The following is an 18,217-nucleotide window of genomic DNA, read 5'->3' as shown; positions in this document are numbered from 1 at the left end:
TTCAACCCGGGCGCCGCAGGTGCGACTGTTTACGCCTGCCGGCTCATGATGCTCAAGGCCACCGCTTCGGCGATCTTGATGCCGTCCACGCCCGCCGACAGGATGCCGCCGGCGTAGCCCGCGCCTTCACCCGCCGGGAACAGTCCCTGGGTGTTGAGGCTCTGCAAGGTTTCGTTGTCGCGCTTGATGCGGATGGGCGATGAGGTGCGGGTTTCGACGCCGGTCAGCACCGCGTCGTGCATGCCGAAACCCTTGATGGTCTTGTCGAAGACGGGCAGCGCCTCGCGGATGGCGGTGATGGCGAATTCGGGGAGCGCGGTGGCCAGGTCGGTCAGGTGCACGCCCGGCGTGTATGACGGCAGCACGGAGCCGAATTCGGTCGATGCCTTGCCGGCGATGAAGTCGCCGACCAACTGGCTTGGCGCGCTGTAGTTGCGGCCGCCCAGCTCAAAGGCCTGGGATTCCCATTTGCGCTGGAAGTCCACGCCCGCCAGCACATGTTCGGGATAATCGACCTCGGGCGAGATCCCGACCACGATGCCCGCGTTGGCATTGCGCTCGTTGCGGGAGTACTGGCTCATGCCGTTGGTGACGACACGGTCGGGTTCGGAGGTGGCTGCCACCACCGTGCCGCCGGGGCACATGCAAAAGCTGTAGACCGAGCGTCCGTTGCTGGCATGGTGCACCAGCTTGTAGTCCGCCGCGCCCAGGATTGGGTGGCCGGCGTTGGGACCGAAGCGCGCGCGGTCGATCAGCGACTGCGGATGTTCGATGCGGAAGCCGATAGAGAAGGGCTTGGCTTCCATGAACACGCCCTGGTCGCGCAGCATCTGGAAGGTGTCGCGCGCGCTGTGGCCGATGGCCAGCACGACGTGGTCGGCCTCGATGTGCTCGCCGCCGGCCAGGGTCACGCCGGTGACGCGGCCGTTTTCCCGATGCAGCGTCTCCACCCTGCTGGAGAAGCGGACTTCGCCGCCCAGCTTTGTGATGGTGTCGCGCATGACTTCCACCATGCCGACCAGGCGGAACGTGCCGATGTGCGGCTTGCTGACGTACAGGATTTCTTCGGGCGCGCCAGCCAGCACGAATTCCTTGAGCACTTTTTCGCCGTAGTGCTTGGGGTCCTTGATCTGGCTGTACAGCTTGCCGTCGGAGAAGGTGCCGGCGCCGCCTTCGCCGAACTGGACGTTCGAATCGGGGTTCAGGATGCGCTTGCGCCACAGGCCCCAGGTGTCCTTGGTGCGTTCGCGCACGGCCTTGCCGCGCTCCAGGATGATGGGTTTGAAGCCCATCTGCGCCAGGACCAGCCCGGCGAACAGGCCACAGGGGCCGGTGCCGATGACAATGGGGCGCTTGGCTAGGTTGGCGGGCGCCTGGGCGACGAACTTGTATTCGGTGTCGGGAGTGGGCTTGACGTTGCGGTCGTCGTGAAAGCGCTTGAGCAGCGCCGCTTCGTTTTCGACGTCGACGTCCAGCGTGTAGATCAGCAGGATGTTGTGCTTCTTGCGCGCGTCATAGCTGCGGGAGGCAACGGTATGGCCGCGCAGATCGCTGGCCGCTACACCCAGTTTCTTGAGAATCGCGGCGGGCAATTCTTCGGGCGCGTGATTCAACGGCAGCTTGATTTCAGACAGTCGCAACATCTTTGGTCCAGATAAATGGGCGAGCACAACGTCGCCAAACGCGAATTGTACTGGACCGCAGGCAGGGGGCCGCGGGGTATCTGGCGCCGGTCAGGGGCCGGGAGGGCTGGTCCGCGCGTCGCGCCGCACTGCCTGGGGCGGCATGCCGAACCCGCGCAGAAAAGCCTCGCGCAGGTGGCGGCGGTCGCGAAAACCGGTTTCCCTGGCCACGACTTCCAGCGGATGCCGGCTGCTTTCTATCATCAGCCGGGCAGCTTCCAGCCGCAGCCCCTCGATGGCCTTGGCGGGCGACTGGCCGGTCTCGGCCGTGAATACGCGGCTGAACTGGCGCGGGCTCAGGCTGGCGGCCTGGGCCAGATCCTCCACGCTCAAGGGGCGGGCGAGGTTGCGGCGGGCATGTTCCAGCGCCTGCTGGATGCGGTCGGACTTGGGCGCGAGCCTGAGCATTTCCGAGTGCTGCGACTGGCCGCCCGAGCGGCGCTGATGCATGACCAGCCGGTGCGCCACCGCGCGCGCGATATCCGCGCCCAGGTCTTTTTCCACCAGCGCCAAGGCCAGGTCCATTTCCGCGGTCATGCCGGCGGAGGTCCAGACCGTCCCGTCGGCGATGTAGATGCGGTCGGCCTCGACCCGCGCGCGCGGATGGCGCTGCTGCAAGGCGTCGGCCCAGTACCAGTGCGTGGTGGCGCGCCGGTCGTCCAGCAGGCCGGCGTCGGCCAGCAGGAACGCGCCGGTGCACAGGCCGGCGACGCGGCGCGAGCGGGGCGCGAGTTTTTCCAGCAGCCGGGGGAGTTCGGGCGCGACGGGCCTGGACAGGGGCGAAAGCACGCCGGCCACCAGCCAGGTGTCGGCCTGGCTGCGGACGGTGAGCGGACGGGCCTGTACCGTCAGGCCAGCCGAGGCGCGCACCGCGCCATCCAGGGCGTAGCTCTCCATAGCGTAGAAGGGCTCGCGCGCCACCACATTGGCGAGTTCGAACACGGCCTGCGTGCCCAGGCCGATGATCTGGAAGCCTTCGGGAAGTATGTAACCGATGCGGTGCATGGGAGCGTCCTTGCGGGCTATGGCCCCGCGTATGTCCTGCGTCAATGTCCTTATTTATGACTATATACGTCATTTACGCCATGGGCTGCAAGCCGCAATATGGCTTCCATCGCAATCACCCCTACGGAGTCTCACCATGGCACAAACCCAACCCGGCACTGCCCTCGTTACGGGCGCATCCAGCGGCATCGGCGCGCTGTACGCGGAAAAGCTCGCGCAGCAGGGCTACGACCTGATCCTGGTCGCGCGCAACCGCGAACGCCTGAACGCGCTGGCCAGCGTCATCAGCACCCGCAGCGGCCGCGCGGTGGAGGTATTGGCGGCGGACCTGGGCGACCGCGCGTCGCTGGCCCGCGTCGAAGAGCAGCTGCGCCAGGACGCCAGCATTACCTTGCTGGTGAACAACGCCGGCATCGGCACGCATACGCCGCTGCTGCAAAGCGACGTGGAGCAGATGACGCGCATGGTCGACCTGAACGTCACCGCGCCGATGCGGCTGACCTATGCGGCGGTTCCGGGCTTTGTCGCGCGAGGCCGGGGCGCCATCATCAATATCGCTTCCGTCGTGGCGCTTGCGCCCGAAGTCCTTAATGGCGTCTATGGCGGCAGCAAGGCATTCGTGCTGGCGTTCAGCCAGTCGCTGCAACACGAGCTGGCCGGGACTGGCGTGCAGGTCCAGGCTGTGCTGCCCGGCGCCACGGCCACGGACTTCTGGGCCATCGGCGGGCGGCCGGTGGAAACATTGGACCAGCGCATCGTGATGCGCGCCGAAGACCTGGTCGACGCCGCCTTGCTGGGCTTCGCGCGCGGCGAGAAGGTCACCATTCCCTCGCTGCATGCTGGCGAGGAATGGGACGCCTACGAGGCCGCGCGCCTGGCCATGGCGCCCCATCTGTCCAGCAGCGCCGTTGCACAACGCTACACGGCCGCGGTCTGAACCATGGACACCGCCATCTCCGCTGCGGCGCCGGGCAGTGCGGCGCCTGCGCGCCTGACCGGGCGCCTGCTGGCCGTGCTTGCCGGCATGGCGGCCTTGGGCGCGCTGTCCACCAACATTATCCTGCCGGCGTTTCCCAGCATGGCATCCGAACTGGGCGTGGACGCCCGCGATATGGGACTGGTGCTGTCGAGCTTTTTCCTGGCCTTCGCCATCGGGCAATTGTTCGTCGGGCCGCTGTCGGACCGCTGGGGACGGCGCGCTCCGGTGGTGGGTGGACTGGTCCTGTTCATCGCTGGCAGCCTGGTCTGCGTGTGGGCGTCGACCTTGCCGCTGCTGGTGGCGGGCAGGGTGGTGCAGGCGCTGGGCGTATGCGCGGCCTCGGTGCTGTCGCGGGCCATCGCGCGCGACCTGTTCGAAGGCGAAGCGCTGTCGCGCACCCTGGCCTTGACCATGGTGGCCATGGCTGCCGCGCCGGGCTTTTCGCCTCTGCTGGGCAGCGCGATGGAGTACGGGCCGGGCTGGCGCGCGAGCTTTGCGCTGGTCGCGGTGCTGGGGCTTGTTCTGGCGCTGGCCTATGTGGCGACGGTGGGGGAGACGCATCCGGCCGACCGGCGCGCTGCGGCGACGCCCGCTGCCGTGCTGCGCGGCTATGCGGACTTGGCGCGGGATGTCCGGTTCATCGGTCCGGCGTCTGCCGTGAGCGTGGTCATCGGCGGCCTGTATGCCATTTTTGCAGCCACGCCAGCCATGCTCATGGGGCGCCTCGGTCTGAGCGCGCTGCAGTTGGGATTGTTCTTCGCCTGCACGGTGTTTGTGGTGTTCGCCGCCGGCATGCTGGCGCCGCGCCTGGCTCACCGCTTTGGCGCGGCCAGGGTGGCGCGATCCGGCTGCGCGGTGGCGCTGGCGGGCGCGCTGACCTTGCTGGCGGGCGGCGAAGATAGCGGCCTGTCGCAGTTCACGGCCGCCGTGGCGCTGTATCTGTTCGGCATGGGACTGGTCAATCCGCTGGGCACTGCGCTGGCGCTGGGACCCTTCAGCCGGCAGGCCGGGCTGGCGTCCGCGCTGCTGGGCGGCCTGCAGATGGCTTGCGCGGGTGGCATGACGGCGTTGGCCAGCCTGGCGGGCGGCAGCCCCACGCTGATATTGGGCGGGGTGTTGGCTGGCGCTTCTGTGCTTGCGTGCGCTGCGTTGATGGCGGGCAAGCGCCAGCGGTAGTACTTTCCTGATTCTCGACAACCTGTACAAAGGACAAACGCAATGCTGCGCTCACCCGAAACCATAGAAAGTCTCTTCGAACGGCAACGCGGCACGTTGCCTGACACCTTCGGCGTGCGGCCGCTGTCAATCGAGGAAGGGCGCATGTCCATGGAAATGACGGTGGCGCCGTGGATGATGGCGCCCAACGGTTATCTGCACGCAGCCTCGCAGGTGATGCTGGCCGATACCTGCGCCGGTTACGCCACCCTGGCGCATCTGCCCGAAGGGGCCAAGGGCTTCACCACGCTGGAGCTGAAATCGAACTTCCTGGGCACCGCCCGGGAAGGCGTGCTGACCGTAGAGGCGGTGGCGGAGCACATGGGGCGCACGACCCAGGTCTGGTCGGCGACCGTGGTCGACGCAAGCGGCCGCAAGCTGTCGCTGTTCCGTTGTTCGCAGATCATCCTTTGGTGAGCGCGCGGCCCGGTGATGGGCCGCGATGGTAGAACCCGCAAGCCATTCCAGCCTTTTCGTCCGTTTCTCAGACGGATTCCGCCTTGGTTCCCGCGAGCGCCCTCGATAAGCTGCAACGTCGGCTTTCAGGGCCGGCGGCCACGGCGCAAAGAACGCCGTTCGTTCACGACGCCCGGCGCTGTTGGCATCCCCTGAAGCTGTGGCTTGGTTGTCTATTGACAACCTATTCTTATGTCTTCATACTGGATACCAATGATGGCTCGTCCGTCCCATCCCAAAAAAGAGGTCGAGGCAGCACTGCACCATGCCGAAGAATGCGGCTGGCGTGTGGAAGTTGGCGGTAGCCACGCATGGGGGCGGATCTATTGCCCCAGCAATCTGGCGGACTGCCGCTGCGGCGAATTCTGCATCACCAGCATCTGGAGCACCCCGAAGAACCCCGGCAATCATGCGCGCGCCTTGCTGCGCGTCGTAAATAACTGTACTGCGCACCGCCACTTGCCTAGGGCTGACGGCGGCGCATGGGAGTAGTGCGATGGAATACACCTTCACCTTGAAGTACCAGCTTGCCGACGGCGACCATGACATGGATGCGTTGGTCGAACGCCTGGGTGCGGCCGGTTGCGACGATGCTCTGGTCGGCACCGGGCTGCCGGGACGCATCGCGCTGGAGTTCACCCGCGAGGCTGAAAGCGCGGAATCCGCCGTGCGCTCGGCGCTGGCAGACGTCAGGCGCGCGGTTCCAACCGCCAAGCTGATCGAGGCCGCACCCGATCTGGTGGGCCTGACCGATGTGGCCGAGATCGTCGGCGTCTCGCGCCAGAACATGCGCAAACTGATGCTGGCGTATCCAGACAGCTTTCCGCTGCCGGTCCATGAGGGCAGTACCTCGATCTGGCACCTGGTGGACGTGCTGGCCTGGTTGCAGGCCAAGGGCGGCTATCCGCAGGTCGAACAAGTCATGGACGTGGCGCGTGTGGCCTTGCAGGTCAATGCGGCAAAGGAAGGGCAGCGCGTTTCGCGTTCTGCCTCCAAGGCACTGGAAGCGCTGGTGGGATGACGGTCCTGCGCATTTTGAGAGCGCTTGCCCGCGCCAGCGTCCCGATCTCGTCCAGGATTTGCAAGGCGGGCCCCGGCAATATTCCTTCGCGCCGGCGATGCGCATGAAAAACATGCGCTCATGGCCCAACCCGTTCAGTCGATCGGATAGGCCTCGCCCTCCAGGCCATAGCGGGTGAAGAACTGCCCGAACGACGGCATGGCGGCGATATCCATTGTGAGTCCTGCGGTGTCCAGCACCAGGGTGGCGACGGTGGCCGAGCGTCCGCCCGTCAGCGTGCCGCGCGGCGGGCGGCAGACGGAATAGGGCGTGGCCCAGTCGTCCGCCAGGGCGCGCCGCACGTCTATCACCGTGATCCGGGGGCCGCAGGCGTCCAGCAACTGGCGCACGCGCCAGGCCCGGTAATAGGTGTCCACGGCATTCTTCAGGCCCGCTTCGCGCAGCTTGCCCAGCGCGACTTCGCTCATGAAATGGTTGGAATGGGTCAAGAGGCCGTCCTGCGGCAGCAAGGTGAAGCTCTCGTCGGGCGCGCATTCGAAGTCGATCACCCAGCCGTTCTGGCTGACGATCATGTTGCTGGAGCAGGCCTTGGGCGTGGCGGCGATCAGCTGCATGGCGATGGCGACGTGCTGCTGGCAGAGCACAGCGCGCCGCACGCTGCTCAGCGGCACGCCGGACTGCGTGTAGTCGCGGTCGCTGCTGAGATAGTTGCCGGTCAGGCCGATGCCGGCCGAGTTGAAGCCGTGCCGCGCCAGGCCGCCGGCCTCCACCAGCGTCAGGAAGGTGACGCCGCTTTCCAGGGTGGCGCGCAGCACGATGGTGCTGTCGCAGGCGTCGGGTTCCCAGTCCCAGTTGTGCGCATGGATCAGCGTGCCTGTCGCGCTGCGCCCGGGCATGACCAGGGCGGCGGTGCATTCGCCCTCGGCGGGGTCCAGGTTGCCCATCTTGGCCAGCAGCCGCGCCTTGGCGATGACTTCGGTGCGGGCGTTGATCAGGGCTACGTCGTCGAAGGCGCAGCCCGCGCCTTGCGCGATGCCGCGCATTTCTTCGGTATGCGCGGGGTCGAACTTCTGGATCTGGTCTGCGAACTCCTTGATCAGGGCAGCCTGGGCGGCCATGGAAGTGCCGATCTTGTCGAGTTCGCCGCGATAGTGCCGCGCGCTGCGGGCAATGCGTTCGGGCACGGCGCGGCCGTACTGCACGCCGCGTTCAAAGGGGGCGCCGGAGATCGAGACTAGGGGAAACGGGGCGTATTTCATGGGAGCATCAAATGGGGGAGACGGATGTTCAGGAGGCGGTGTGGCCGGTCAGGTCCAGCAGCAGGGCATCGCCGTCGGCGTGCAGGTCCGCGCCCAGCGCGGCGGATGCGCGGATCAGCAGGTCGCGTTCTTGGGCCACGTCGGACGCGGGCAGGAATACGGTCTGGTTGGCGTCGTTGCGCTGCACGAAACGGAACTGCATGGCGGCGGGGCGCTTGTCGCGGATGTCGACGCGAACCGTCATGCCGGTCCACTCCGTATGCGCGTCCGCCTGGTGGGCGACCTGGAAGGAGAAATTGCCGCTGCCATAAAGAATGGGCCTGCCGCGATGCAGTTCGATCGGCAGGATCATGTGGGGGCCATGTCCCAGCACGATGTCGGCGCCGGCCTCGACGGCCGCATGCGCGTACTCGCGCTGGTACTGCAGCACCTCGCGCCGGTAGCCCCAGTGCAGCGAGGCGATCACGACGTCCGCCTGTTCCCGCAGCGCCGCCACGTCGGCCCGGAATTGCGCGAGCGACTCCGGATCGGCCCAGGTCAGCACTTCGGGCGGCACGCCGGGGCGCGTGCGCGCCGCCTGCATTTCCAGCCGCGGCCGGTAGGCGGTATGGCCGCGGATGATGGCGACGCCGGCATGGTGCGCGGTGGCTTCATGGTTGTCCGGCCAGTACACGGCGGTGCGCTGCAGGAAGCCGTAGCGCACGCCGTCGCGTACCTCGATCAGCGGAGCGCGGGCGGCACTGGCGTTCGCACCGGCGCCCACGCTGGACAGGGAAGCGTTCCGCAAGGCCGCCAGCGAGGACAGCACCGCTTCATGGCCGATGTTGACATTGTTGGCGTTGCCCACCGCCTGCAGGCCGGCGTCGCGCAGGACCTGCGCGTGGCGGGGGGAGGTATAGAAGCCGCGCCGCTCCTGGGCGTGCTCGGGCAGGTCGTACAGGCAGCATTCCAGGTTGGCGAACACCAGGTCCGCTTGCCGCAGCGGCTGGCTGACGCGGTCGAACAGGCCGCTGGCGTCATCCACACCCTTGAGGTTGATGTCGCCCAGCAGATACAGGGTTTGATTCATGGTGGCGTTCCTAGTCGGCCTTCGAGACTTCCCAGAGCAGCGGCGCGCCGAAGATCGACGATTCGAAGCCCTGGACGTTCTTGCGGTATGCGCCCGTGCTCAAGGTATTGAACAGGGGAATGATGGGGACCTGCTCCAGCATCAGCCGGTGCAGTTGATCCAGCAAGGCCTGCCGTTCGGCGGGCGCCGTGGCGTTGGTGGCCTTTTCCAGCAGCGCGCGGGCAGCGGGGTCGTCCCACAGCTTGCGCGGCTGGGAACTCTTGTCGCCGGTGACGGCCTCGAAGTTCAGGGCGGGGTCCATGCGGCTGGAGTACGAGAACGACATCATCTGGTAATTGCCTTTCTGCCACTTGTCCTGCTGGGCGCCCCATTCCAGCACCTCGATGTCGGCGTTGATGCCGGCCTGCTGCAGCATCGCCTGTGTGATCACGGCCGCGTCGTAGTTCGGCAGATTGCGCTTGTTGGTCGAAATGACGATTTTCTCGCCCTTGTAGCCGGCCTTGGCGAGCAGCGCCTTGGCGCGCGCCAGGTCGTAGACGTAGCCCTGCTTTTCGGCTTCGCCATAGTAGGGCGAAGCTACGGGGACGAGCGAGTTGTTGGGCTCGGTCAGGCCGTAGGTCACGCCGGCCACCAGTTCCTTGTAGTTCAGCGCCGCGGCGATGGCCTGGCGCAGATAGGGATTGGACAGCAGCTTGTCGCGCGTCTGGATCGTCAGCGTGGAAGGCGCCAACTGGGGCGAGACATTGGTGCTGATGGCCTTGTTCTGCGCCAATTCAGCGACCTCGGAATACGGCACCTTGGACATCACGTCGATAGCCCCGCTGGCCAGGGCGGTCTTGGCCGTCGCCGGGTCGGAGATCACGACAAAGCGCACTTCGTCGACCAGCGGGCGCTTGGAACCCACATAGCCGTCGGGCTTGCCCGGCCGGTTGGCGTAGTTCTCGAAGCGCGTCAGGCTCACGTATTCGCGACGGCGCCACTCCGCGAAGCGGAACGGGCCGGTGCCGATGGGCTTGTCCCAGGTGCCGTCGGGCTTGACGGAGTCGCGATGGGTGATGGCCGTCATGCCGCAATCGCTGCGCGCCAGCGAATCGAGAAACAGCGGCGCGGCCCGGTCCAGCTTGAACACGACGGTGGCGGGATCGGTGGCGGCGGCGCTTTCCACTTTCAGGCCGATGCGACCATCGAAGTCGGTCAGGCAGCGCCAGCCCGTCTTGGGATCCATGTAGCGGTTCCAGCTCCAGACCACGTCGTCCGCGGTCAGGGGCGCGCCGTTGTGGAAGGTCACGCCCTGGCGCAGGTGGAAGGTGTAGGTCTTGCCGTCTTCGGATACGTCGATCTTCTCGGCCAGCAAGGGGGCGGGTTGGCCCTTCGCGTTGTAGCCGACCAGTCCTTCAACCACGTGCAGGATCACCCCATCGGTATTGGCGTCGCGGTTGACGCCCGGATCGCTGCTGCGGATGTCCGCGTCCTGATGGGCGCGCAGCACGGTGGCGCTCAGGGCCGGCGCGGCGGCCGTCAGGAGGGCGGCCAGGGCGGTGTACGCATACAGAGGTCGTTTCATGATGGGTCCTTGTTGTGAGCGGTTTGCAGCCGGAAGACGTTCAGAAGGAAGGGGAGGATCCGCGTTCCACCGTATAGCGGGCGTAGGTGGCGCCCTGCCAGGGCATGCGCGCGACCTCCAGCACGCCAGCCGCGGGTTCCATGATCAGCGCCGCGGTGGTGCAGGATGCATAGCCCTGGGCGCTGACGCGCCCCGGCCGGCAGACGGAAAAAGGAGTGGCGTGGGTATCGGCGAAGGCGGCCTTCAGGTCCTGCACGCCGAGCTTGTTGCCCGCGGCGGACAGGCGCTGGCGCACGCGCTGGTCGCGGTAGAGGCTTTCCGGCGAGCTGGCGATGCCCGTCTCTTTCAGCTTGCCCAGCGCCACTGGGCTGGTCCAATGGTTGGCGTGGACCAGCAGGCCGTCCTCGGGATAGACCAGGAAGGTCTCGTCGGGCGCGCATTCCAGGCTCAGTGCCAGGCCCAGTTGCGTGCCCAGGATCAGGTTGCACGAACATGCTTTAGGCGTGCCGGTGACGATCTGCAGGGCCAGCGCGTAGTGCTCTTGTTCCAGGGCCTTGCGGCGCACCAGCGGCAGGGGCACGCCGTCCTGCTGGTAGTCGCGGCTGGAGGACATGCCGTTGCCGTTCAGGGTCAACCCGGCCGAGTTCATGCCATAGCGCGCCAGGCCGCCGGCTTCAACGAAGGTAAGCACGTCGGGGCCGTCGTCGCGCAGCACGCGCAGGATGATGATGGTGTCGGCGCAGTCCTGGCGGTTGTCCCAGTTCTGGCCTTGCAGGAAACTGCCGTTGGCGCTGCGGGCAGGCAGGATGGCAGCGCCGGTGCATTCGTCGCTTGCCACCGCGGCAGAACCGACCAGCTGCGCGCGCCGGGCCAGGGCCACGATCTCGGTGCGGGCGTTGATCATCAGCACGTCTTCGAAGGAAACGCCGGCGCCCTCGGCGATGCCGCGCATCTCGTCCAGGTAGGCAGGCTCGAAATCCTCGACGGCGCGCGAGAAGTTCGCGATGAGCCGGCGCAGGTCCGCGGGCGAGTACCGCAGCTCTTGCAGCGCACGGGCGTAGATCCCGGCGCTGCGCCGCACGCGCGCGACGGCCAGGCGTCCGTGCTGCAGTCCGCGCTGGTAAGGCGTGCCGGCCACCTCGACCAGCGGAAAGTAGGCTTGCGCTTCCATGTCTGTTCCTATGCCTGCGGGGCTGCGGGCGTCATTGGTCGAACCGCCATTTCAGGCGTACGCCGCCGCTGTCGTTGGCCTCCAGGGCCGGAATGGCCGACAGCAGCTTGCGCGTGTAGGGATGCTGGGGCGCGTCGAAGATCTGGTCGCGCAGGCCCTGTTCGACGATCTGGCCGTCCTGCATCACGACCACGCGGTCTGCCACCTGCTCGACCACGCCCAGGTCGTGGCTGATGAACAGACAGGAAAAGCCGTGGCGTTGCTGCAATTCGGCAAACAGCTTGAGCACCTGCGCACGCACGGTCACGTCCAGCGCCGAGACCGGCTCGTCCGCGATCACGAAGGCGGGGCGCCGTACGATGGCGCGGGCTATCGCCACGCGCTGGCGCTGGCCGCCCGACAATTCATGCGGGTAGCGCCTGGCGTACTCCGGGCCCAGCCCGACCTCGGTCAGCACGGTCTGGACGCGTTCGGCCTTCTGCGCCGCCGTCATGCCGTCCACCTGGCGCAAGCCTTCGGCCGTGAGCTCGCCGACCGTCATGCGCGGATTCAAGGAGGAATAGGGATCCTGGAACACCATCTGGCAGTTGAGGCGGTAGTCGTTCCAGGCGGCGCCCGTCTGCGCAATGGGCTTGCCGCGGAAGTAGATGCCGCCGTCCGTGGGGGCCAGCAGCCCCGCGATGGCCCGGCCCAGCGTGGTCTTGCCGGAACCCGATCCGCCCACCACCGCCACCACCTCGCGCGGCCGGATCTGCAGGTCGATGCCGTGCAGGGCGCGCTTGGCCTGGGTGCGGCCGAACAGCCGCTGGCGGCCGGCGTAGTCCACCAGCAGCTGGCGCACGTCGACGATGGGCGCCTCGGTCGGAACGGGACGGGCGGGGCCGCGCATGGGCATGGCCGCCAGCAATTGCCGCGTGTACGGATGCGCGGGACGGTCCAGGATCTGCTGGGTGGTGCCTGTTTCCACGATCTCGCCGTGGCGCATCACGATCATGCGCTCGGTGTACTTGGCGACCATGGGCAGGTCGTGGCTGATCATCAGCACGGCCGTATTGCGGGCGCGGGTCAACTCCAGCATCAGTTCCAGCACGTCGCGCTGCACCACGGCGTCCAATGCCGTGGTGGGTTCGTCGGCCACCAGCAGGGCGGGTTCCAGCAGCATGACGGCGGCCAGCATCATGCGCTGGCGCATGCCGCCGGAGAATTCATGGGGCCAGGCGTCCAGCGCAGCCGCGGGGTCGCGCAGGCCGACGCGCGCCAGCATCTCCAGTATCCGCTGCTTGCGGGCGGCGGCGGACAGGTCCTTGCGGTGCAGCGCCAGCCCTTCGTCGAGCTGGCGGCCGATCTTCATGGAAGGATTGAGCGAGGTCATCGGCTCCTGGAAGACCATGCCGATGCGCGCTCCGCGCAGCTTGCGCAGGGTGGCGGGGCGGGCGTCGGTCAGCGACTTGCCTTCGAACGTGATCGAGCCCGCCGCGCGCACCAGCGGCGGCGGCGTCAGGCCCAGCAAGGCGCGCGCTGCCTGGGTCTTGCCGCTGCCCGATTCGCCGACGATGCCGACCAGTTCCCCGGGCTTGATGGAGAAGCTGACCCGCTTGACGATTTCCCGGCCGCCCGCGCCCACGGTCAGCGTCAGGCCGTTCACCTCTGCCAGCGTCGCGCCGGCGTCCATATGCTTGGTCGTCATGTCATTCACCCGTACGCATGCGCGGATCCAGGCGGTCGCGCACGGCGTCGCCCAGCAGGTTGATGCCCAGCAGCGTGAGCGAAATGCAGATGCCGGGGAAGATGCTGAGATACGTCGCCTGCGCCATGAACGGACGGGCCGAGGCCAGCATGTTGCCCCAGGTCGGCGCGGGAGGCGGCACGCCCAGCCCCAGGAAGGACAGGGCGCTTTCGGCCAGGATGACCCAGCCGAACATGGAAGTCGCCAGAACCGTCAGCGGCGCGACGCAGTTGGGCAGCACGTGGCGGAACATTGTGTAGAGCTCGGAATTGCCCAGCACGCGCGAGGATTCGATGAACTCCTTCTCGCGCAGCGACAGCACCGTGCCGCGCACGATCCGCGTCACCGAAGGCGTATAGGCCAGCCCCAGCGCCAGGATGATGCCGTACTTGTTGGCGCCTACCACCGCCAGCAGGCCCAGCGCCAGCAGCAGGCCGGGAAAGGCCAGCAGGGCGTTGTTGAAGGCCATGATGATGCGGTCGGTCCAGCCGCGCACGAAGCCGGTCAGTACGCCGATGGCGGTGCCCAGCACGATGGAGAACGAAACGGTCAAGAGGCTGATCCAGACGCTGGTCGAGGCGCCCACCATCAGGCGGCTGAGCACGTCGCGGCCGAATTCATCGGTGCCCAGCCAGAACTGGGCGCCTGGCGGCTTGAGCCGGGACGCGAAGCTGATGCCCAGCGGGTCGCGCGGGGTCCAGACGGCGCCGATGAGGGCGGCGCCCACGACGATGGCGATGATGACCCCGCCGATGGCCGCATTGGCGGGCAGGCGGCGGCGCCGCGGTTTCACGGGATTGATGGCTGTAGTCAGTTGCATGGCGGTTTACTCCGCTCCAACGCGGGGATCGAAGGCGGGATAGAGCAGGTCGACGAACAGGTTGACCAGCACGTAGATGACCGCGACGAACAGCAGGCAACCCTGGATCACCGGGTAGTCGCGGGCGAAGATGGAATCGACCAGCAGGCGGCCCAGGCCGGGTATGGTGAACACGGTCTCGACCACCGCGATGCCGCCCAGCAGATTGCCGAGCACCAGGCCGATCAGGGTCCAGGTGGGGCCGAAGGAATTCTTGAATACGTGATGGGTCAGTACCGCGCGCTCGCTCAGGCCCTTGGCGCGGGCATGGGTTACGTAATCCAGGCGCAGGACCTCCAGGGCGCTGGCGCGCGCCATGCGCATCAGCACGCCGATCTCGTGCAGGAACAGCGTCAGGATGGGCATGGCCAGGTACAGCAGGCCGGCGACCGCGTCCTCCGACACCGACACGTAGCCCACGACCGGCAGCCATTCCAGCTTCAGTCCCAGCAGCAGCAACAGCAGCAGGCCCAGCCAGAAGGTGGGGATGGAAACCAGCAGCGTGGCCATGCCGACCAGCGCGATATCGGTGGCACGATTCTGGCGCCAGGCGGCGATGATGCCGGCCGGCACCGCGACCAGGGCGGCGGCCGCCACGGCGGCCAGCACGATGGGGGCGCTGACCAGGAAGCGGTCCCAGACCAGGGACAGCACGGCCTGGCCGGTGGTAATGGATTTCCCCAGGTCGCCCTGCAGCAGGTCGCCGAACCACAAGGCGAATTGCGCGGGCCAGGACAGGTCCAGGCCCATGCGCTGGCGCAGTTCTTCCAGGCTGGCGGGGTCGGCAAGGTCGCCCAGCAGCAGTTGGGCCGGATCGCCAGGGATCATGCGGATCAGCACGAAAACGGCGACGGACACGATCAGCAGTGTCGGTATGGCCATTCCGATGCGCGAGAGTGCGAAGCGAAGCATAGGGGGCTCGTAGCTCACGTCCCGGCGCCTGCCGCGGCAGCGCGATGGTGACGATACGGTTGACGGGGCCGCTATGCCGGCTCGGCTGCGGGACGACGTAACTTTGACGTCCTGTCATAAAGAAGTAAAACTAAAATTACTTTGTGATATATAAAGTTCTTCTTACCGATATGGCGCCCACCCGATGAGCTCGATCCGCTTCTTCCGCACCTTCGTCGCCGTGGCGCGCAGCGGGTCTTTCGCCGCGGCGTCGGAACGGGTGTCGCTGACGCCGGCCGCGGTCAGCCTGCAGATGCGCGCGCTGGAAGACGACTTGGGCGTCACCCTGTTCGACCGCAGCGGCAAGATCGTGTCGCTGAGCGAAGGCGGACACCGGCTGTTGCCGCGCGCGGAGCAACTGCTGGCGGTGTACGACGACCTGCGCGACGGCCCGGCCGGCGACGAGCTGGTGGGTTCCATCGATGTGGGGTCGGTGGGCACGTCCATGGCGTTCCTTGCGCGCGCCGTACTGACCCTGCGGGACTCGCATCCCAAGCTGAACGTGCAGCCGGTGATCAGTTTTTCCGGCGACCTGTCGCTGCGCGTGCGGGCAGGGGAGCTGGACGCGGCGCTGGCGGTCAAGAACGCCCACAAGCTGCCTTCGGGCACGCAATGGACGCCGCTCTACACAGAACCCTTTGTGTTCATCGCCAACCGTCAGGCGGCGGGCAAGGCGGACGTGGCCAGCCTGATGGCGCGGCGGCTCTTCCTGCGGCCTTCGCGCGACACGCACACGGGGGCGCTGATCGATGCCTTCGTCCGCAGGAATCACCTGAAGTTCGGCGAGTACCTGGAAATCAATTCGCTGCGGACCATGGTTGAACTGGTACACCAGGATGTCGGCGTGACCATTGTTCCGCTGACGCGCGCGGCGCATTGGGAGGAAGATCCGCGGCTGCGCGTGGCTTACTTCGATGATCCCTCCGCGCAGCGCACCGTCGGGCTGTTCGAGAACGAGGCGCGCAGCCATCTGACCAGCGCCCTCAGGCGCGTTCTGCTCGCCACGATCGAGCAGGATGCCCAGGTCAGGCGGTGATCCCCATTACAATGCGGTATTCATCACCTCACCAGGAGTCATTCGCCATGCGCCACTGATGCCGCCGTCTACGCGACGGCCAGTCTCCACCCACCCCCAAAGAGCAGGGGGAGTTCTTGGCATCCTTGGAATTGCACATGACGAATCCCTATATCGCGCTGGAAGGCGTGTCTTATGTTCTGCCGGACGGCAGAACGCTATTCTCCGGTCTCGACGAACAGTTCGACCTGCGGCCTACCGGGCTGGTGGGCCGCAATGGCGTGGGCAAGAGCGTGCTGGCCCGCATTCTTGCCGGGCAGCTGCCGCCGGCCCACGGCCGCTGCCTGCGCTCGGGCAGCGTGCATTACCTGGCCCAGCAGGCGGCGCCCGGCGTGGCGGAAACCGTGGGCGGCCTGGCGGGCATGCAGGCCACGCTGGCTGCGCTGGAGCGCATCGAAGCGGGCAGCGCCGCCGCCGAGGACTTCGACATCGTGGGCGAGCGCTGGGGGGCGCGCCTCGCGTTGCAGCAGGAGCTGGAACGCTGCGGCCTGGGCCATCTGGATGCGGCGACGCCGGCCGCCGCGCTCAGCGGCGGCGAGGCCATGCGTGTCGCCTTGATCGGCGCGTTGCTGTCGGACGCCGACTTCCTGATCCTGGACGAACCCACCAACCATCTGGACAGGCCGAACCGGCAGGCCCTGGCCGAGCAGCTGCAACGCTGGCCGCGCGGTTTGCTGGTGATCAGCCACGACCGGCAATTGCTGGAGGCGATGCAGCGCATCGTGGAATTGTCGACGCTAGGACTGCGCGGGTATGGGGGCGGCTACAGCTTTTACGCGCAGCGCAAGGAAGAGGAACGGAGCAATGCGCTGTCGCTGCTGGAGCAGCGCAAGCATGAGCGACAACGCGAGGAACAGGCCCTGCGCGAACAGCACGAACGCCAGGAACGCCGCCAGGCGCGCGGCAACCGTCAGGCACGCGACGCCAATCAGGCCAAGATCCTGCTGGGCCGGCAGAAGGCGCGCAGTGAAACTTCCGCGGGCAAGCTGCGCCACCAGCATGCGGCGGCCAGCGAGCGGCTTGCCTTGCGCGTGCGCGAGGCGGCCGCGCAGGTCGACGACCAGGACGCCATCGTGCTGCATGCGCCGCCCGCCGCGATGCCGGCGCAGCGGCGCGTCGCCGAACTGGATGCAGTGGAGCTGCCGTTTGTTCCGGCCGCCACGCGCCGCATCGACCTTACGCTGGGCGGGCAGCAACGGGTGGGCGTGGTCGGTCCGAATGGTTGCGGCAAGTCGACCTTGCTCAAGGTGCTGGCGGGACAGCTGCAGGCACCGGGCGGAACCTGCCGGGTCGCGGCAAAGGCCGTGTATCTGGACCAGGGATTGGCCATGCTGGCGCCGCAGCGGCCGGTGCTGGAGCAGTTGCAGGCGGCCAATCGCAGAGCGACGCAAGCCGACTTGCGCACGCGCCTGGCCCAACTGGGGCTGGACGCGCGCAAGATCGCGGCGCCCAGCGGCGAGCTCAGCGGGGGAGAGCGCCTGAAGGCCGCGCTGGCCTGCGCGCTGTACGCCGACCCGCCCGCGCAATTGCTGTTGCTGGATGAACCCAGCAATCACCTGGATCTGCCTTCGATGCAGGCATTGGAGGCGATGCTGCGCGCCTACCGGGGCGCCTTGGTCGTGGTGTCCCATGACGACGCGTTCATGGAGCGTCTGGACCTGACGCACCGGCTGGTTGCGGGCAGGGAAGGCTGGCGCCTGGAAACTATCTGATCGACAGTTCCAGGATGTCGTCGCCGGCCTCGTCGCGCTCCCCGGTGGGCGTCCACCCCAAGTGGCGGTAGAAGCCATGGGAGCGCACGGCGGGATCGCTGGCGCATGCCAGGAACAGGCGTTCGTGTCCCAGGCTGGCCAGATGGCGGACCACCAGTTGCAGCAGCGTCTTGCCCGCGCCTTGGTTCTCGCTTTCGGGCAGCAGCGCCAGCACCACGATTTCGCCGGTCTCGCGGTCGCCGAAGCAGTAGCCTGTCACCCGGCCGTGCGCGCAGGCGACAAAGCCGGGCAGGTCGCCCGAGCGCACGCCAGCGGCCCAGCTGTCCTCGGTGATGCCCAATGCGTGCAGTTCCTCCACGGAAAATGCGTTCTCTCTCGTCTGGCCGCGGATCGTCAGGCAGGCGGGGACGTCGTCGGCGGTGGCGGGGCGGAATGTCAATGTGCTCATGTCCGTATATTGACACCCTGTGCGC

The 18,217-nt window shown here is 67.2% G+C and carries 17 protein-coding genes; 7 read left to right on the top strand and 10 right to left on the bottom strand.

Translation table 11 applies throughout. The annotated features are described in order from the left end of the window. Nucleotides 1–29: 29 nt before the first annotated feature. Complete coding sequence (locus HV793_RS16575) at nucleotides 30–1,643, bottom strand: NAD(P)/FAD-dependent oxidoreductase (protein ID WP_175213557.1); 1,614 nt, start codon at nucleotides 1,641–1,643, stop codon at nucleotides 30–32. A gap of 90 nt (nucleotides 1,644–1,733) precedes the next feature. Continuing rightward, nucleotides 1,734–2,687 carry a GlxA family transcriptional regulator gene (locus HV793_RS16570; RefSeq protein WP_175213556.1) on the bottom strand — a complete coding sequence of 318 codons (954 nt, stop codon included), beginning with the start codon at nucleotides 2,685–2,687 and terminating at the stop codon, nucleotides 1,734–1,736. Between the two features lie 136 nt (nucleotides 2,688–2,823). Here HV793_RS16570 and HV793_RS16565 point away from each other — a divergent pair, with 136 nt between their 5' ends. The 5 genes from HV793_RS16565 to HV793_RS16550 all read left to right on the top strand — a co-directional run bounded on the left by HV793_RS16565 (nucleotide 2,824) and on the right by HV793_RS16550 (nucleotide 6,358). After that, nucleotides 2,824–3,624, top strand: coding sequence for an SDR family NAD(P)-dependent oxidoreductase (locus tag HV793_RS16565; RefSeq protein WP_175213555.1), 801 nt, complete (start codon nucleotides 2,824–2,826; stop codon nucleotides 3,622–3,624). 3 nt (nucleotides 3,625–3,627) lie between these two features. Then, entirely contained in the window at nucleotides 3,628–4,842 is a 1,215-nt protein-coding gene (locus HV793_RS16560) for a multidrug effflux MFS transporter (protein ID WP_175181317.1), read from the top strand. Between the two features lie 42 nt (nucleotides 4,843–4,884). Further along, nucleotides 4,885–5,298 (top strand): PaaI family thioesterase, encoded by a 414-nt coding sequence (locus HV793_RS16555; RefSeq protein WP_054456351.1) that lies wholly within the window; start codon nucleotides 4,885–4,887, stop codon nucleotides 5,296–5,298. 255 nt (nucleotides 5,299–5,553) lie between these two features. Further along, nucleotides 5,554–5,829: a hypothetical protein gene (locus tag HV793_RS31110; protein ID WP_082401177.1), complete on the top strand. Its 276-nt coding sequence runs from the start codon at nucleotides 5,554–5,556 to the stop codon at nucleotides 5,827–5,829. A gap of 4 nt (nucleotides 5,830–5,833) precedes the next feature. Further along, the gene (locus HV793_RS16550) at nucleotides 5,834–6,358 is read left to right on the top strand and encodes a helix-turn-helix transcriptional regulator (protein ID WP_175213554.1); all 525 of its coding nucleotides are present in this window, start codon (nucleotides 5,834–5,836) and stop codon (nucleotides 6,356–6,358) included. A 134-nt stretch (nucleotides 6,359–6,492) separates the two neighbouring features. On the opposite strand, the gene HV793_RS16545 is transcribed toward HV793_RS16550, so the two are convergent. From HV793_RS16545 to HV793_RS16515, 7 genes are read right to left on the bottom strand one after another with little or no spacing between them, the layout of a single operon-like run. Then, entirely contained in the window at nucleotides 6,493–7,617 is a 1,125-nt protein-coding gene (locus HV793_RS16545; protein WP_175213553.1) for a C45 family autoproteolytic acyltransferase/hydrolase, read from the bottom strand. A 28-nt stretch (nucleotides 7,618–7,645) separates the two neighbouring features. Then, nucleotides 7,646–8,686, bottom strand: a complete 1,041-nt coding sequence (locus HV793_RS16540) for a CapA family protein (RefSeq protein ID WP_119451372.1) — start codon at nucleotides 8,684–8,686, stop codon at nucleotides 7,646–7,648. Nucleotides 8,687–8,696: 10 nt separating this feature from the next. Next, nucleotides 8,697–10,250 carry an ABC transporter substrate-binding protein gene (locus HV793_RS16535; protein WP_054456355.1) on the bottom strand — a complete coding sequence of 518 codons (1,554 nt, stop codon included), beginning with the start codon at nucleotides 10,248–10,250 and terminating at the stop codon, nucleotides 8,697–8,699. Nucleotides 10,251–10,290: 40 nt separating this feature from the next. Further along, a complete protein-coding gene (locus tag HV793_RS16530; protein WP_175213552.1) occupies nucleotides 10,291–11,421 on the bottom strand; it encodes a C45 family autoproteolytic acyltransferase/hydrolase in 1,131 nt (376 codons plus the stop codon). A 31-nt stretch (nucleotides 11,422–11,452) separates the two neighbouring features. Further along, entirely contained in the window at nucleotides 11,453–13,108 is a 1,656-nt protein-coding gene (locus tag HV793_RS16525) for an ABC transporter ATP-binding protein (protein ID WP_119451375.1), read from the bottom strand. A 1-nt stretch (nucleotide 13,109) separates the two neighbouring features. Beyond that, nucleotides 13,110–13,967 (bottom strand): ABC transporter permease, encoded by an 858-nt coding sequence (locus HV793_RS16520; protein WP_054456358.1) that lies wholly within the window; start codon nucleotides 13,965–13,967, stop codon nucleotides 13,110–13,112. A gap of 6 nt (nucleotides 13,968–13,973) precedes the next feature. Next, nucleotides 13,974–14,918 carry an ABC transporter permease gene (locus HV793_RS16515; protein ID WP_054456359.1) on the bottom strand — a complete coding sequence of 315 codons (945 nt, stop codon included), beginning with the start codon at nucleotides 14,916–14,918 and terminating at the stop codon, nucleotides 13,974–13,976. Nucleotides 14,919–15,102: 184 nt separating this feature from the next. On the opposite strand from HV793_RS16515, the gene HV793_RS16510 reads away from it, so the two are divergent. Both HV793_RS16510 and HV793_RS16505 read left to right on the top strand, forming a co-directional pair. Then, nucleotides 15,103–15,993, top strand: a complete 891-nt coding sequence (locus HV793_RS16510) for a LysR substrate-binding domain-containing protein (protein WP_054456360.1) — start codon at nucleotides 15,103–15,105, stop codon at nucleotides 15,991–15,993. A 137-nt stretch (nucleotides 15,994–16,130) separates the two neighbouring features. Further along, on the top strand, nucleotides 16,131–17,744 hold the full coding sequence (locus HV793_RS16505) for an ABC-F family ATP-binding cassette domain-containing protein (protein ID WP_175213551.1): 1,614 nt from the start codon (nucleotides 16,131–16,133) through the stop codon (nucleotides 17,742–17,744). On the opposite strand, the gene HV793_RS16500 is transcribed toward HV793_RS16505, so the two are convergent. Next, nucleotides 17,737–18,192 carry a GNAT family N-acetyltransferase gene (locus HV793_RS16500; protein WP_175161441.1) on the bottom strand — a complete coding sequence of 152 codons (456 nt, stop codon included), beginning with the start codon at nucleotides 18,190–18,192 and terminating at the stop codon, nucleotides 17,737–17,739. The two genes, HV793_RS16505 and HV793_RS16500, sit on opposite strands and share 8 nt — an antisense overlap. Between the last annotated feature and the right edge of the window lie 25 nt (nucleotides 18,193–18,217).

Origin of the sequence: Achromobacter aegrifaciens (assembly GCF_902859965.1) — a bacterium.
Lineage (GTDB): Bacteria > Pseudomonadota > Gammaproteobacteria > Burkholderiales > Burkholderiaceae_B > Achromobacter > Achromobacter aegrifaciens.
Note: the sequence above shows the minus strand (reverse complement) of the source record. Positions and strands in the feature narration are given on the sequence as shown.